The sequence below is a fragment of the Vagococcus luciliae genome, from assembly GCF_024637875.1.
In the GTDB taxonomy this organism is placed as follows: domain Bacteria; phylum Bacillota; class Bacilli; order Lactobacillales; family Vagococcaceae; genus Vagococcus; species Vagococcus luciliae.
Window position 1 is genome coordinate 1,795,621 of sequence record NZ_CP102451.1, and the last position, 15,514, is coordinate 1,811,134.

A 15,514-nucleotide genomic window follows, 5' to 3' on the forward strand; every position below is an offset into this window, starting at 1 on the left:
TTCTACCATTACTAAAAATAAAACTATTTTTCTTTTTAACATAAATTAATTAGTCATCTAACTATTCTATTTCTTTCTTCAAATCATATAAAGTTTTTAACAAGTAACTATTACTTATTATAACAACAGTGCCAATTAGATAATGACTTTTTAACAAAGCCATCTACCCTAAAATCAAAAAAATTAGGCTTATAATCCACATAAAAATCATATATTTTTTAGTGTTATTTCAATCTCTTCTATGGTTATTCTAACATTCAACCTTACCTTATTGGGTAAATTACATACCCATTTCAGTTTAACATACATTTTTCAAATAAATAATATTATCATTTTATAGATTTTAATATTATTTAAAAAACTTTAACAAACCAGATTCACTCGATAAAATTAAGCATAAAAAAATAGCTAGAACCCTTACTACACAAGGTTTCTAGCTTATCATTATTAAAATTATTTTGTTTCACGGTGTCTTGCTTTTGAGAAATCACAAAAAATCATTGATAACTTCCTACTATTATATATAGAAAATATTACACATTTTAATATCATTATTAAACACTATACAAATACAAACCGTATTCAATTACGTATTCAAAAAATCTTCATTACCACGGGCGAGTAATATTATACGCAAACACTTTTTTCACCTAAACTAACCACTCTATATAACACTTAAAGGATAGTAACATTATTTTCCACCTTTGACCTGGAGTGAGTACTAAGCACCTCAGCTTTTCGCTATCACTTTGAGTGATAACGACTGCACACAAGACGATTCTAAGGCATTTAAATTTAATTTCATGAGTGATTATACCTTGCCTAAACCTCACCAAAAAAATAACCCACTAATTAAAGTGGGATATCCTTATTATGCACCTGTTATGGCTAATTTACCTTTGACAATGGCTTTACTATTATTATCTGGAACATAAGTACCATATTTAATAATTGACTGCATAGCCACCCCGAAAAATTCTAAATTATCGGTTAAAGCTCGATACTCATTAAAGCCTGCGAATGCTTTACCAATCTTATCTGCCACAAAATACGCATTCTCTCCTTTAGTAAAACGTGCGTCGGGTACTTCATGAAGTAAGAACCCTTTAAAGCTGTATAAAGTGTTTTGGTCAACGTTCACAGATGAATTTTTTGACGTTGTAGCTAATTTGCTATCAATCAAGAAGTTATAAATATCAGACGTCACATAAGCACGTTTGACATGTGTCGCAATCACTTCATTCTGTGTAAACTCTTTAGACGCTTGATTAAACATCTTAGTCACACCATCTTCAGTGAGTTCGCCTGTTAATGTCTTGCTTGCTTTTTGTGATAACTGTTTTCCGCATGATTCATCAATTAATCTGGCAATCGCTCCTGCTTGTTTCTCCATGCGTTCGGCAGTAATCTGATCTATATCATCATTAACCGTTGCTATATCAACACCCTCATTGATTGATTTGACCGCCTCATAGTCTACCTCTACATCAGTAGAAATAATTTCTTTCATTGCTCCTAATCGTCCAGCAGTGATATCTTTGCCCTTATCATAATCATTCACTTCTACGTCAATATCTGATACTTTCACCGTAAAAGCCTTATCGCTATTTCTTACACCGTCTAGGACATCTAACTCCCCAAACGAGTTAATAAAATGTGACTGTGACTTAAATAAGACGGGTAACATTTCTTTAAATTGTTTTGTATAAATTTTAACTGTCATATATTCGTTCCTCCATCATTTCAAACCGTTAATAATCTTTTTAAACGGGTCCACTCCCTCATTAGACTGGACTTTTTTCGGCGTAATGCCTGTATTTCGTTCGGTTGCCCAAACTCTTTTTTGTTCTTCTAATAAATTAATCAATGTTTCTACTTTTTTATAGGTCACTTTTTCGTCTGTATCAACTACCAGGGAAAGTTGATCACGATTCAGTGCCAACCCAGAATCTTTTAATACTTCATCCGCTTGCTGTGTCACTTCACTTAACTTAATTTTTTGTCTCAATGCTTCAATTTCTTTATCACGTTTTGTGAGTTCATCATCTTCGGATAGTTGAGGAGAATTCAATTTTGACTGGTTTTCCAGTTCTTCAATGCGTTTCAACGCTTCATCAAGTTGCTCTTTCGCTTCACGTTTTGCACCTTGTTCTTTGCCTAATCGTTTTTGAAGCTTTTGAACAATTTCATCTGCTCGATTAGGTTGTTCTTGTGTCGTACCCTCTGCAGTTGATACGTCACTTACTTCTGTTACATCTTCAACTTCTTCGGCAAAGTGTTGTAAATTCATCACAATAGAATTATTTTTCACGGAATTATTTTTCATGGTATGCTTTCCTTTCTCTCATTTAACGTCACGGGCGACATACTCACGTTGTTCTTTAATGCCTACAATCATGGAAAAAGGCAATCTTTTTTTACTAATCTGTATCAACGCCTACCGCTCTTTCAATCGCTTCTATACGTTCTTGCATATCATCCATCTCAATGGAACGAAAGGCGACATCTAAAATCGTTTTTGCCGACTGTACTCGTGCGCTAGATGTGGAGTTCTCTTTATCGTGCATAACGTCCTCTAATACCTTTACTGCGTCATTTGATACACGTTGTAAACGGCTTGTCACTTGTCGCATAGTTTCTTGTCTAATCGCTCGATATTCCTTTAAAAATATTTCGTCTTTTAAATACTTAAAACCAGTATTTTTATTAATTCCAGCGACTTCACACGCTTTTTCAACCGTATCTGTTTCAAGCAATGCTCTTAAAAACTTCTCTTGTCGTTGATTTAATATGTCTGCCATTGTTTCACCCCCATTTTTTTGATAAACGTACACAATTCGCCTATTTTCGACTAATCAACAGTAGGTACATCATCAATAAAAACCACTTTATAATTGTTTTTCTCAATGTGTTGATCTAATTCTTTTTTAGTCCAATTGTTTTCGCCATATGTCCTATCTTCATTCAAATCAATAAATAAAAGAGGAGTACCTTGTTTATCATGTATTATTTTTTCTAAAGTTTTTAATCGTTGGCTTAATTGATAGTTCATCGGCTTCACCTTTCTTCATATCACCCAATAGATACATTGACTTGTGTCGGGTTAAAATTAGGCTGTTCCGCTCTAAACTGTTCAATACTCATTTTATTGCCATTAGCGACTGCGTAAGACTTATCATCACCTAAAATGACATAGGTCACTTCTTTAACATCGCTCACGCCTAATTTCTTTTCTAATAGGCTTAATCGTTTATCTAATTGATAGTTCATTGAGTTCACCTCTTTAAAATAAAAAGAGGACAAATCAACAATTCAAAAAGAATCATCAATTTGCCCTCACGTTTTCGTGTCAGACTTGATATATTTATATGCTTATTATACCACAAATATAGCGTTTTAAGTATGTTTTCAATACTTTTTCTACTCTTTATGTTTGTAGGTTTAAATCTGTTTCGGCTTGCATAACTGCCCCGATGTCTTCAACAAACGCACTAAATACACGGCCGCCCATGCTTAACTTAATTTCAGCCGGTTGAGCGTTATTTTTCAATGTCAATTCATTGTTAGAAGATAAGTTCATATCATTCATTGAATTAATTTTCTTATCTAAGTCACTAAAATTTGCACCAATTTCAAAATCTTGGCTAAATGCAGTGTTTGCGAAATACTTCGTCATATCACCGATGTTATCTTGAACTTTTCCGAATCCTGTATTTAAACCAGCATTTAAACCGTCCATGATGGCTTTACCATTATCGATTAATAACTTGCGGTCGTATTGAATTGGCCCTTTATGTTCACGAATCCAATCAGCAATACCACCAACAAATTTTTTACCTGCTTCCCAAGTCTGTTTAAGCCCATCGATAAAGCTATCAATAACTGCTTTACCTGCTGCAAATAAATCAACATCGCCGATTGCTTTAATAGCATTTTTTATGTTATTAAAGATATCTTTCGTCCACTGTAAACCTTTATTCCATGCGTTTTTAAGACCATTTACTGCTTTATCAGCTAAATCAGATACAGTGTTTTTTATGTTATTCCACACATCACTAGCTAACTCTTTAATGTAATTCCATACATTAGAAATAATTTCTTTTTGCCATTCGAACGAGAATTTAACATATTCTACAATTGCTTTAACAAGCCCTGTAACGATGTCTTTAATACCGTTCCAAATATCACTAGCACCTTGTTTAATGCTATTCCAAATCATTTTTAAGTCGCTGCCTAAATTAGTAAAATCACCAGTAATTAAATCAATGGCAATTAAAACTGGACCCATGATAACCGCTTTAATCAGTTCCCACGCACCGCTTGCAAGAGATTTAATACCGTCCCAAACTTGCGCTAAAGAACTAGATAAGCCGTTCCATAAATTCATAAATATTTCTATGAACGGATTTAAAATCCCCATAATAACTGTTGTAACTGAATCCCAAACTTCACTAGCTTTCTCCACAACGCCATTCCAAAGATTACTTAACGTTTCTTTCATCTTGTCCCAAACATTAACAATTACATCTACTGCGACAGATATAGTGCTTTTTATACTTTCCCATACTTTTTGAGCGATTTTTTGGATTGTTTCCCAATTTTTATAAAGCAATACACCAGCAACTACTACTGCTCCTATAGCTAAACCAATTAGTCCAATAGGGCTTGTTAATAATGAAAAAACTGTTGTTAATCCACTTATCGCTGATTTGAAGTTATTTATGATTGAAATAGTTTTGTTAATAGCATTCATTGCTAAAAACGAACTAACTAAACCTGCAATAATTGGCATGAGCCAATTTGCGTTATCGCCAACAAATTTAAACATATTACCTACTAACTGTATTATTGGAGGAATATATGTCGATATTCTTTTTAATACATTTTCAAACGTTGCTCCAAATTGAGAAATGATATTTCCTATACTTTTGAAGTCTGTATTTTTTAATCCTTCGTTAATATTTGTTATCATGTCAGCTACACCACGAACAACAGCGGTTTTAGCGTTCGCTATACCAGTTTTAATACCTGATGTTGAGTCACCAGCAATCTGTTCTAACGATTTAAGACCTCCGCCACCATTTTTGTTCAAATCAATTAAAGCATCTTGAAATTCAGAAACTGAAATCTTTCCACTTGATAAGCCTTCTTTTAATTCGCCTGTTGTAACTCCCATTTGTTTAGCTAAAGTATTTAACGCAGGGCCTAAACCACTATTAATCATTGAATTCCATGTTTGAGCATCAACTTTCCCATTCGAAAATGACTGCGATAATTGCATAACTGCATTATCAACCATTGTAGCGCTACCGCCAAAACCAAGGATTCCGTTGTTTAAAGCTGAAAATATCTCTTCTGATTTACTCAAATCGTTTGTTGATGATGCTATTAATTGAACACCTTTAATAGCGGAATCTAATGGTGTTGGCAATCCATCTATACTTGCTTTTAACGCATCCATAGTGTTAGATGTTTCTTTAGCACTAAAACCCATGTTTTCAAATACCCTTTGAGAGTTATTCAGAGTATCTACGCGATCTATCGCACTACCCAATGAACTAGTAACCATATTTACTGCTCCGTCAACTAACTTGAATACACCGACACCTTTCATAATATCGCCAATTGATACACTCGCTTTTTTAGAGTTATCGTCCAGTCCACCAAGAGAATTATTAGCGTCTTTCATTGCTTTGGTAAAACCTTTATCCGTTGCGGATAGTATGGCTTCTACCGTATATGACTCCATCTTCTCACTCCTTTTTCTATAATTTTTTGAAAATAAAAAGAGAGCAATACCAATCAATTAAGATTGATACTGCTCTCAGATTTTTTCTGCCAAGCTATTATGCTATTTCTAAAATTACAGTCAGTGTAAATAATGCAATTGCTAACCAACTATAAACCTTTTCACCCTCTTTAGTGCTAAACGTTGCGAGATAAGCTATCATTGCCAGGACAAATAATATTGCCTTTATCATCAACTTGTACCCCCTCTATAATTATTTGACGATCAAAACGCTCTTTATAAATCAACGCTGCTAAACTCATATGATAAAAACTCAATTTTTCTTTTGTTCTAATCGTATCTTGTTCTAATTTTTTGACTTGTTGTTTTAAGTCTGTTTGAGGCATTTGATAATAGCCTTTAGTTAGTGCTTCCACTTGATTGCCAAACTCTCGTATCATTAATTCAATTGTTCCTGTAATGTCGTTACTTTTTCTTTTCTTTTTACCGACAACGTTGACACCTTTTTTCTTTTTCTTACTCATTTTTGACTTCCTTTCGGCTTAATGTTTTCTAATCTCTTGACAAGGACCAATTCACCATTTTGAACTTTAAGAGATAACTCACAAAAATCATATACCTCAATCACTTGTTTTTGTCCTTTTGCATTTTCAAATGTTACTGTATTTTTCATAATATCCGCTCCTATTCTTTTCTTTATAAATAATCTAACTCACTATCTACTGCTTCACGTATAAAGCCATATCCCTCTAATCGCTCTACTCCTTTTTTTATGACCTCGTTCGTCATGTCAAACACTTGCTTATCGTCACACGCTACGCCATGCGTTAATACAATATCGCTAACGGTGACATAATAATCTGAATAAGCAACTGCCTGTATATCAACAGACTTGATATATAGGAAATGGTTGATTTTTAAATAAATCTTTTCTTCACTTTTTATTATCAGCTTGCCGACTTCTAACATATGTTTTTCAAGTTCAAACTCTGCCATCTGCCGTTGTTTTCGATAATCAGATAATTCAAGATTTAATTGATCTGCTCTCACTTGGTCATTAATTGGAATACGACTATTATATATTCCACGATTAGAATCATAACTACTGACATTCTCACTATCATAGTATTTTTCTTTCAGTATCTTCAATTCATCTTTTGATAACTTCGGTAAACTATTAAATAATAATTTACCCTGCTCAATTTCGTATGGGCGTAACTTATCCCGATTTTCTTCTAAACACCGCCAATGTCTCAAATAATACTGTACACGTATATCTCTGTAATCTCTGCCCACTTTATACCCCCCTATATCGCAAATAGTTCGCTTAAAGTATCTAAGTTATCATCAAAGTCTTGCGTCAATTCCACTTGTGGTAATTTATCGGGTATCTCTATCCCTGCACGTAAACAAATCGCTCGTTCAATCTCGTCTATTTCATCCGTCAACTCATACTCTAGTTGTGGACTTAGTTCTACTGGCTTATTCTCAATAAACCTTTGATACAAGCTCTTATAATCTTCCTGGGATAAGTTGTTTAAGTATTGGATAAAATACCTCTGCCGTATCTCGTAACGCTTAATGCGTTCATCAATCAACTCTAACGCCTTGATGTGTTCTAAGACTTCTTTTTCAACTTTAAACGCTCGTGTATAAACACCTAATTCACTAAACTCTGTTCGAGTTGCCATGTTTTGAAGATAAAACGCATGCTCGACTTGATTTTTATAAATCATCAGCCTATTTATTTCTTCGGACAATCTAAAATACTTTTCCACTAATGACCAATCATCAAACATGCGCTTTTCTCTCCTTTAACTTTTTAACGTACTGACAATTTCTCGTTTATCTGATACTTTTCCAAAATCAATATACACCACATTTGTTTTAATTCTTGAAATAACTCGTTCATCTAAAATCAAGCCTAATTGCTCGATAGAGTGATTACTTGTCACAATGGTAGATTTACCCTCTCTAGCATTTAAAATGCTGTACAAGATACGTGTGACGAAATCAGACGCTTGTTTATTCGTATTCATGCTAAGTTCTGCCCCAATATCATCTAATACCAAAACATCTGCTTTATTTAGTCGTGTGAGATAATCATCTTCGGTCAGCGTATCAACATATTGGCTATTGTATGATTTGCGTATCAATTCATATAACTTAGGTACTGATACAAACAAACATCGTCTTTCATTACTAATCGCATTTATATTTGTTAATATCCCCATAGCAACATGAGACTTTCCTGTACCTGCAGGACCAAATAAAAAGACATTGCGTTGATTCTCAATTATTTTTCTTGTGACTTCTGACGCTTGTTTCTTTATGTCACTTTCTGCACTGGTTCTATTAATATAATCTTTTAGTCCTTTATCTAAGGTTGATTTACTGTGAACGATACTAAACCGTTTCAAGTAATCCTTTTTATCTTTTGTTGAGTTTAACAAGTGTTTTTCCATTTGTTCCACTTGTATTTGTTTATCTTTATTCTCTACCCAACATTTAGGACAAATCACTTCATTGTTTAGCAACATCATTGAAAATTTTTCATGTCCTGGTTTATCACAATGTTCATCTAATTCAATATAGCCAGTTTTTTCAATAATACTTGGTGGTACTTCGATACTACCCATTTTTAAAGCCATTTAATCCCTCCTAATAAGGTAAATCATCCATAAAACTCTCAATATCTTTTGACAAGTCAATTTTGCCCGCTCGTTCATAATGTTCTTGCCATTCTTTTTCTATTTTTTTCGCAGGTACTTGTTTATTGTTCTTACCTGTCACAAATTCATCTAAGTAATTACGTTGATTAAAGAATGTGCTACCTTGCTTGATATACTGTGTATCAGTTCGTTGTAGCTCGATTTGTTTCTTGTAGTCATTTATACCTTTGATGATTTGTTCATCCGTCACACCGTCTTTAATAGCTCTCTTGTATGATTCAAATGCTTTTGTTTTCCCCTGCTTCTTTGGATAGAGTTCCCATATTGATTCAAACCGATTTTTCAAACTCACTTTATCAGCTTCTTTAGAAGATGATTGATCTATATTTTTATTATCTATCTTTATATCTTCTTTATATATACTCTTAGTTACATGGGTGTTACTTTGTAACGCACTATCGTTACATTGTTCATTCATCACATCATTTTGTAACAATTTCTTTTGTCTATACCGACGAACTCTTTCAGCACTATAACTTTCTGAACCAATCATTTCAGGTACTCGATTTAAAAAATATTCATCTTGTTCTTCTATTTCAATTAATCCTTTAGCCTGTAAAAACTTCAATGTAATAGAAACATTTTCCGTATCTTCATCAATAAGTAACGCAATTTCTTCGGCAAAATCATCGCCTATGGCTTCAAAATATAATCGTCCCTCATCTTTCAAACTAGCTAATAACATTTTTAAATAGATAATTGTGTAGGTGTCTCCTCCTGCAATCTTTCTTAATAGCTTAATTTCTTTTTGATCAAAGAAATCTGTTTTTAGTTGTAACCAATAATATCTTTTATTATTAGGATTATTCTTATATTTATTACTCAAAAACTCACCATCCTAATCTTCAAACTGATTATTTTCCATTACTTCACGCCCTCCACTTGTTCATCGGGACAAATACTATTAGATACAGTTTCTAGTCGCTTAGATACGTCCTCTAGTGATAGCTCTAGTCTTTCAAGTCCGCCGCTTTGAATGAAATATTTGAAACTAAAATCATCACCATTAGCAAAAATACTATTTAACATGTCAATTAAATCTCGACTAGAATCAAGTGTATTTTTTATTCCGATTAGTTCATCAGCTTTCTTAAATAAATAATCAAACGTTACCTTATTACCATTGATTGTTAATTTTTTTTCATTCATGTTTATATCCCCTTTATTTTCAATTGATTGTAAAGTGAAAATACTTTATAATAGGGATAAATAGGGTTATGAAATCTATTTATCCCATGCATGCTTAAAAGATTGCCGTCTTTTATAGCATGCTTTTTTGTTCATTTAACAAATCTTCTGCTTTCTCAATTAATTCAGCTTCATTTCTGAGTGCTGTTAATTCCTTGATAACTTCGTTTAATTTTTCGCTTGTTTTATATGCGGTCACGTTGTTATCTTCATCAATTAAAATACTTCCCTCATCCGTAACACTAGATAAAATAGTGATTTGTCCGTTTACTAATTCTTGTAGATTAGCCATATCATCAAACAACTTATTTTCTAGTTCCTCATAGTTTGCTTTTTTTAGATCAATTAATTTTCCCATTCTTATATCCTCTTTTCGTTTTTATAGTTCGTTGATAGCTTTTTTCATCCCATAGCATTAATACAAATAGAATGATTGGTGTAATAATAATTAGTAACAGTTCTATACTAATTGAATAAGTAAACGCTCCTAATAGATATATCGCTAATAGTAGCCACAATCTTCTTACTCGATACATATGCTCACCTCCTTTCAATTCAAATAGATATCTTCTAATCCAAATGAATCAATTAAATCAATAATTTTTTCTTTATAGAGTTCTTGCACATCTTCAATATTTGCTGGTTTGCCATCCACTTTAAAATTTGTTGATTCTGACAAATCGTATAAATCTGTTAATTTTTCTTTTAAACTGTTTAGTTCAATCATTGTTTATTCTCCTAGCTTTCTCTTACCTACTCGCCCAAGTGGTATTTTTAATCAATTTGTTGTGTTGTTATCCATTTCTTACATTCTTTAAGATCGTAAAACTTTCTTTTTTTGATGTTACCAAATGGTAATCCCATTTTTTCATATTGTCTTAATGTTGTTGGTGAGATTCCTAGTGCTTTACTAATTTGTGTCGTATTTAATACTTTTGAGTTCATCCCAGCCAATTCGATAGCCTTATCTAATTCTTCTGTAAAAACTGAAGATAAATAATTTCTAAGCGAGTCTTCGTTAGCTAAAACTACTTGTAATTGTGGTTGAAGTGGTTTATCAGTCATATTATTCACCTCCTAAAAAATCTAAAATAGATACATCTAAAAAATTACAAATCATTAATAGTGTAGATACTTTCATATCTTTAGATCTTTTAAAATATATGTTGGCTAAAGTTGTTTTACTAATTCCTGTGCCTTTATGTACATCAGATATTTTTAACAACCTTTCACCTAATATTTTAGAAAAATTATTCTCCATATTCAAACCTCCTTTGGTTTTTTACAAGTTATCTTGTATAAATACAATTATACAGGAAAGTTTAAATTTTACAAGTATTCTTGTAAAAATACTTATTTACTGATAAAATTTAGATAATGGAGGTATAGACATGATCAGAAATAACTTATCAATTTTATTATCAGAAAGAGGTATGAAGAACACTGCTTTATCAATAAAAACAGGAATTTCCAAAAATACAATTTCTTCATTAACTCAAAATGACGGAAAAATGATTCAACTAGAGACAATTAACAAAATATGCCAGGTTTTAGATATAGATCCCGGTGACTTTTTTTCATACATCCCATTTGATTTTGAAATAATTTTTTCATTTAACAATTTCGATGCTGGTTGTATTATCAATGAATCATTTAATATCTCAGAATTTTGGATTAACGATTCAGAATTTGATTTGTTTATACGAGTTTTAAAAGGTAATGAAGAGATAGACTTTTTTGAGTTTGAATCTATTGTTGAATTTAATCAAAATAACTTGCTAATCAATGATAATAGACTAAATATTTTAACCAATAAAGTAATCAACGAAGATAAATTTAATGAAATGTGGGAAAAAATCCCTATTTCTTTTCGGATAGACATTGTGGATAAAGTAGAAGAATGTTTCTTTCAAGAGCTAACTAATCAGTTGGAACAATACTTTAAAAATAGAAATACGGATAACCTTATAGAAGATTCTGAGTGGAAATTAATAGTTCAGAATATAAAAAAAATGGTGTCTTACGATTTCGATTTTCATTAGAATATAAAAAATCTCCAACCTACCTACTCGCCCGTGGTTAGATAGGAGAATGGAACAATGGCTATATTTAAACAATACACAAAAAAAGATGGCTCTAAGGCTTGGCTATTGCAAGCATATTTAGGAGTTGATGAAGTAACTGGCAAAGAGGTTAGAACGACCAGGAGAGGTTTTAAATCAAAGAAAGAAGCACAATTAAAACTAAATGAGTTAGTATTGGAGTTTGAAAGTAAAGGACTAGAAAAACAGTCTAAAACAACTTTTAAAGACGTTTATAAACTTTGGTTTGATAACTATAAGAATACTGTAAAAGAATCAACTAGCATGACAACAGAACGTTTTTTCAATCAAGTGATTCTACCAGTATTCAAAGATATTTATATGGATAAAATAGATGTGAAGTTTTGTCAAAAAGTGGTTAATAAGTGGGCAGAAGAATATAGCTCATATCGTTTACTCATCGGCTATACTAAAAAAGTCTTTCAATATGCTACACATATCAATGTAATTAGTGATAGCCCATTCGATAAGATTATTCGACCAACAAAAAAAGAGAAAAAGAAGAAAGATAAAATTAAGTTCTATGATACTGATCAACTAAAAATATTTTTAGAGTACCTAGAACAAAAAGTTTTAAATGCCAAAGATAAAACGCTGATACAAGAATATTACGCAGAATTAGACTTGGCTCTATTTCGCTTACTTGCTTTCAGCGGTATGCGTGTTGGCGAAGCATTAGCGTTGAATTATTCGGATATTAATTTTGAAGATAATACAATCACTATTAATAAAAACTTATCTCAAACTAAGCAAGGTTATGAAGTCTCTACAACTAAAACTAAGAACTCTAACCGTATTATATCCATGGATAAAAAAACCCTTGTAACACTTAAAAAATGGCATTTAACACAGCGTAAGCTATTACTTAAAAATGGTTACAACAATAATAAAAAGCTATTTGTTAATGTAAAGGCTCAATACATGACGAGAAACGAAATATATCAACGTTCTAATAGAATCGCAGACGCTTGTAACCTGCATAGAATTGGCTGTCATGGTTTCAGACATACTCATGCGTCTATATTACTTGAAAGTGGCGAAAGTTTTAAGGGAATTCAAGAGAGATTAGGGCATTCGGATATTTCTCTTACCCTAAACGTATACTCACATCTAACTAACAAATCAAAAGAAAAAACGGCTCAAAGATTTGCTAATTACGTTAATTTTTAACAAACCGTATTCAAAACCGTATTCACTCGATAAAATTAAGCATAAAAAAATAGCTAGAACCCTTACTACACAAGGTTTCTAGCTTATCATTATTAAAATTATTTTGTTTCACGGTGTAAAGTAACTTTACGTTCACGTGGACAATATTTTTTAACTTCTAAACGTTCAGGATTGTTACGTTTATTTTTGTTTGAAAGGTAATTTCTTTCTTTACATTCTGTACATTCTAAAGTAATATTTACGCGCATTATTTTTCCCTCCGAAATAAATTAGATATTCAAGTATCACACTTGACACTTGAATATCATATCATGTTTTATTTAAAATTTCTAGTCTTTTTCACAAATTTGTTAAGGAGTTCTCCTTTACAACTTTAAAAACAATATCTATATTATTGTTTATTATATTCTTCATTATAGGCATTTATCACTTCTTTTAATATCAAGCGATTAGTCGCCATATTATCATCACTAATTTGGGGAATCATCACACTAACCGCCACTTTTGGATCATTATAAGGTGCGTAACCCACAATCGTACTATTTATAACAGATACTGCTTGATTTGTTTTTGGATCAACTGCAAACGTTTCAGCTGTCCCTGTCTTTGCTGCAATTGGGAGACTCGCTCCTTGTAATTCATTTCCAGTTCCCATTGAACCATTGACAACTTGATACATTCCTTCTTGAATAATATCAAATTCATCTTCTCTGCCTTCAATTTTACTCATTACTTTTGGTTGAATCAATTCTTTCTCTTTTCCCAATTCACCATTCTCACTATTACCATAAATTCCTTTTACTACATGAGGCGCGTATCGTGTTCCACCATTAGCCACTGTTGACACATATTGTGCCAATTGAATAGGCGTATATGCTTCATAGTTACCAAAAGATAAATCCAATGCACTGGCCATAATACCAGGAATATAATTACCATCTTTATCTTTATAATTTGTATTCAACACACCCACAGATTCTTGTGGAATATCGATTCCTGTTTTTGTCCCTAAGCCAAATTCTTCGTAGGTTTTTCGTAATTTATCAAAAATACTAGTATCCACAGGTAAAGACATCCCCGGAACGTACTCAGCTCCCATCATACCTAATGCAATTTTCATCATGTAGACATTCGAAGAAACTTCAAGTGCTTGTTGTGTTGTTAACGCAATAGATGAATATTGATTGAAAAGAGAAGCTTTTCTCGATCCATCACTAAAAACTAATGGCTCATCAATAAAGGTTTGATTGCCTTTAATGACCCCATTTTCATAACCAGCCATTACAGTGGCCGCTTTGATAGAAGAACCCGGCACAAAAGCTTTATTAATTGTTCCTAATGTATCATCTACCAATTCCCCAGTGTCTGGATCTTTACTAAGACCTACCATTGATAAAACTTCACCATTATTTGGATTAGTAACTACCACATATACTCCGGGAGAATACTGAGTTTTTCCTGCTTGTTGAAGTGATTCAAAGTGACGCTTAGCAATTTCTTCTACCTTATGTTGAAAATCAAGGTTAATTGTCAGCATTAAATTATCGCCTTTTTCACTTGCTTTCACTTCTTTTTTCGACACAATTTTTTGATCTTTATCAGTCACAACTTCGGCTTGCCCTTTCTTACCTTTTAATGTGTCTTCATATGATTTTTCAAGATAACTTAACCCTACACGATCATTTCGTTGATACCCTTTTTTCAAATATTCATCAATCTCATCTTCAGGTAACCCTTGTTTCTCAGTTGACACCGTTCCAAGAATAGAACGAATTTGATCTTTTTCAGGATAGTCTCTCTCCCAATCTGTTCCAGCAGATAGTCCAGAAATAGCCGCTGTATTTTCCCCAACTTTTGCAATTTCTTCAGGTGTCACATTATCATTTTTTATTGTGACAGGTTGCAAGGCTGCTGCACCATTTATTCGTTTGAAAATAGAGGCTTCTTTCAGTTCTTCTTGATTAAACTTAATCTCACTATCTTTCACCTTCTCAACGGTTTTCGTATATAAATCACTATTAGACAACTCTTGTCCATTCGCATTTACTTTGTCAGAAACCGTCAATCGTTTCTGTGCCTCTGCTAGATTATCTGGGTTAGATAACCAATAATCTTTTTTATCTCTATCCGTTAACTTATCTGGTTCAATATCAATTAATTTGACAATATCCTGACTTACTTTACGAATGTCATTTGCATTCATTCCCGCTGATCGAGTAAATAGAATTGCTTGTGTGGCTTTATTTCCAACCAAAACATTTCCTTTTGAATCATATATATATCCTCTAGGTGCTTTTTCTTCAATAATTTTCTTTTGACCACTCGAGACAATTGTTTTATATTTTTCTTGATTTTTAATTTGCAAATCAGATAATTTCACAATTAACATAGTAAATAATATAAACACAATAAAAAACAAAATATCTAGTCTGATTGGGACATGAGATTTCGTTTTTTTTCCTTGTTTGATTTTACTGAATAAAAATTTCCCTTTATTTCTCTGGCTCATTGATTAATTCTCCTCATTAATGGTCGCGTAAAATACCCCCATTATTATACTGTCAAAATAAAGT

The 15,514-nt window shown here is 32.4% G+C and carries 21 protein-coding genes and 1 pseudogene; 2 read left to right on the forward strand and 20 right to left on the reverse strand.

The genetic code is table 11. The features are described from left to right. Positions 1 to 871: 871 nt before the first annotated feature. The 18 genes and pseudogenes from G314FT_RS08665 to G314FT_RS08750 all read right to left on the reverse strand — a co-directional run bounded on the left by G314FT_RS08665 (position 872) and on the right by G314FT_RS08750 (position 10,930). Positions 872 to 1,723, reverse strand: coding sequence for a capsid protein (locus tag G314FT_RS08665; protein WP_257700617.1), 852 nt, complete (start codon positions 1,721 to 1,723; stop codon positions 872 to 874). Positions 1,724 to 1,738: 15 nt separating this feature from the next. Further along, entirely contained in the window at positions 1,739 to 2,326 is a 588-nt protein-coding gene (locus G314FT_RS08670; protein ID WP_257700618.1) for a capsid assembly scaffolding protein Gp46 family protein, read from the reverse strand. Positions 2,327 to 2,420: 94 nt separating this feature from the next. Further along, positions 2,421 to 2,801: a phage replication protein gene (locus G314FT_RS08675; RefSeq protein ID WP_257700620.1), complete on the reverse strand. Its 381-nt coding sequence runs from the start codon at positions 2,799 to 2,801 to the stop codon at positions 2,421 to 2,423. A 50-nt stretch (positions 2,802 to 2,851) separates the two neighbouring features. Further along, positions 2,852 to 3,052 carry a hypothetical protein gene (locus tag G314FT_RS08680; protein ID WP_257700622.1) on the reverse strand — a complete coding sequence of 67 codons (201 nt, stop codon included), beginning with the start codon at positions 3,050 to 3,052 and terminating at the stop codon, positions 2,852 to 2,854. A gap of 20 nt (positions 3,053 to 3,072) precedes the next feature. After that, positions 3,073 to 3,270 (reverse strand): hypothetical protein, encoded by a 198-nt coding sequence (locus tag G314FT_RS08685; protein ID WP_117972216.1) that lies wholly within the window; start codon positions 3,268 to 3,270, stop codon positions 3,073 to 3,075. 1,638 nt (positions 3,271 to 4,908) lie between these two features. Beyond that, positions 4,909 to 5,749 (reverse strand): annotated as a pseudogene (locus G314FT_RS10555) (tape measure protein); the annotation flags it as partial. A 176-nt stretch (positions 5,750 to 5,925) separates the two neighbouring features. After that, positions 5,926 to 6,273, reverse strand: a complete 348-nt coding sequence (locus tag G314FT_RS08695) for a hypothetical protein (protein WP_257700634.1) — start codon at positions 6,271 to 6,273, stop codon at positions 5,926 to 5,928. Then, positions 6,270 to 6,422 (reverse strand): hypothetical protein, encoded by a 153-nt coding sequence (locus tag G314FT_RS08700; RefSeq protein WP_257700645.1) that lies wholly within the window; start codon positions 6,420 to 6,422, stop codon positions 6,270 to 6,272. The genes G314FT_RS08695 and G314FT_RS08700 overlap by 4 nt, the downstream gene beginning before the upstream one ends. A 23-nt stretch (positions 6,423 to 6,445) precedes the next feature. Next, positions 6,446 to 7,045 carry a hypothetical protein gene (locus G314FT_RS08705; RefSeq protein ID WP_257700646.1) on the reverse strand — a complete coding sequence of 200 codons (600 nt, stop codon included), beginning with the start codon at positions 7,043 to 7,045 and terminating at the stop codon, positions 6,446 to 6,448. An 11-nt stretch (positions 7,046 to 7,056) separates the two neighbouring features. Further along, positions 7,057 to 7,548 carry a hypothetical protein gene (locus G314FT_RS08710; RefSeq protein ID WP_257700648.1) on the reverse strand — a complete coding sequence of 164 codons (492 nt, stop codon included), beginning with the start codon at positions 7,546 to 7,548 and terminating at the stop codon, positions 7,057 to 7,059. A gap of 15 nt (positions 7,549 to 7,563) precedes the next feature. Then, positions 7,564 to 8,400 (reverse strand): ATP-binding protein, encoded by an 837-nt coding sequence (locus G314FT_RS08715; protein ID WP_257700650.1) that lies wholly within the window; start codon positions 8,398 to 8,400, stop codon positions 7,564 to 7,566. Between the two features lie 10 nt (positions 8,401 to 8,410). Further along, on the reverse strand, positions 8,411 to 9,307 hold the full coding sequence (locus G314FT_RS08720) for a phage replisome organizer N-terminal domain-containing protein (RefSeq protein WP_257700651.1): 897 nt from the start codon (positions 9,305 to 9,307) through the stop codon (positions 8,411 to 8,413). Between the two features lie 38 nt (positions 9,308 to 9,345). Next, the gene (locus tag G314FT_RS08725) at positions 9,346 to 9,630 is read right to left on the reverse strand and encodes a hypothetical protein (RefSeq protein ID WP_257700652.1); all 285 of its coding nucleotides are present in this window, start codon (positions 9,628 to 9,630) and stop codon (positions 9,346 to 9,348) included. Between the two features lie 112 nt (positions 9,631 to 9,742). After that, entirely contained in the window at positions 9,743 to 10,027 is a 285-nt protein-coding gene (locus tag G314FT_RS08730) for a hypothetical protein (protein WP_257700653.1), read from the reverse strand. After that, positions 10,011 to 10,205, reverse strand: coding sequence for a hypothetical protein (locus tag G314FT_RS08735; protein ID WP_257700655.1), 195 nt, complete (start codon positions 10,203 to 10,205; stop codon positions 10,011 to 10,013). The genes G314FT_RS08730 and G314FT_RS08735 overlap by 17 nt, the downstream gene beginning before the upstream one ends. A gap of 14 nt (positions 10,206 to 10,219) precedes the next feature. After that, positions 10,220 to 10,396: a hypothetical protein gene (locus tag G314FT_RS08740; protein ID WP_257700656.1), complete on the reverse strand. Its 177-nt coding sequence runs from the start codon at positions 10,394 to 10,396 to the stop codon at positions 10,220 to 10,222. Between the two features lie 47 nt (positions 10,397 to 10,443). Then, positions 10,444 to 10,734, reverse strand: coding sequence for a MerR family transcriptional regulator (locus tag G314FT_RS08745; RefSeq protein WP_257700658.1), 291 nt, complete (start codon positions 10,732 to 10,734; stop codon positions 10,444 to 10,446). 1 nt (position 10,735) lies between these two features. Beyond that, on the reverse strand, positions 10,736 to 10,930 hold the full coding sequence (locus G314FT_RS08750) for a helix-turn-helix domain-containing protein (RefSeq protein WP_257700659.1): 195 nt from the start codon (positions 10,928 to 10,930) through the stop codon (positions 10,736 to 10,738). A 130-nt stretch (positions 10,931 to 11,060) separates the two neighbouring features. Between G314FT_RS08750 and G314FT_RS08755 the strand changes: the two genes are divergently transcribed. Beyond that, entirely contained in the window at positions 11,061 to 11,711 is a 651-nt protein-coding gene (locus G314FT_RS08755) for a helix-turn-helix domain-containing protein (RefSeq protein ID WP_257700667.1), read from the forward strand. A 57-nt stretch (positions 11,712 to 11,768) separates the two neighbouring features. Continuing rightward, positions 11,769 to 12,941 carry a site-specific integrase gene (locus tag G314FT_RS08760; RefSeq protein WP_257700669.1) on the forward strand — a complete coding sequence of 391 codons (1,173 nt, stop codon included), beginning with the start codon at positions 11,769 to 11,771 and terminating at the stop codon, positions 12,939 to 12,941. Positions 12,942 to 13,039: 98 nt separating this feature from the next. Here G314FT_RS08760 and rpmG read toward each other — a convergent pair whose 3' ends face one another. After that, complete coding sequence (rpmG, locus tag G314FT_RS08765; protein WP_071457069.1) at positions 13,040 to 13,189, reverse strand: 50S ribosomal protein L33; 150 nt, start codon at positions 13,187 to 13,189, stop codon at positions 13,040 to 13,042. Between the two features lie 143 nt (positions 13,190 to 13,332). Continuing rightward, positions 13,333 to 15,450 carry a peptidoglycan D,D-transpeptidase FtsI family protein gene (locus G314FT_RS08770; protein ID WP_257700670.1) on the reverse strand — a complete coding sequence of 706 codons (2,118 nt, stop codon included), beginning with the start codon at positions 15,448 to 15,450 and terminating at the stop codon, positions 13,333 to 13,335. Positions 15,451 to 15,514: the final 64 nt, after the last annotated feature.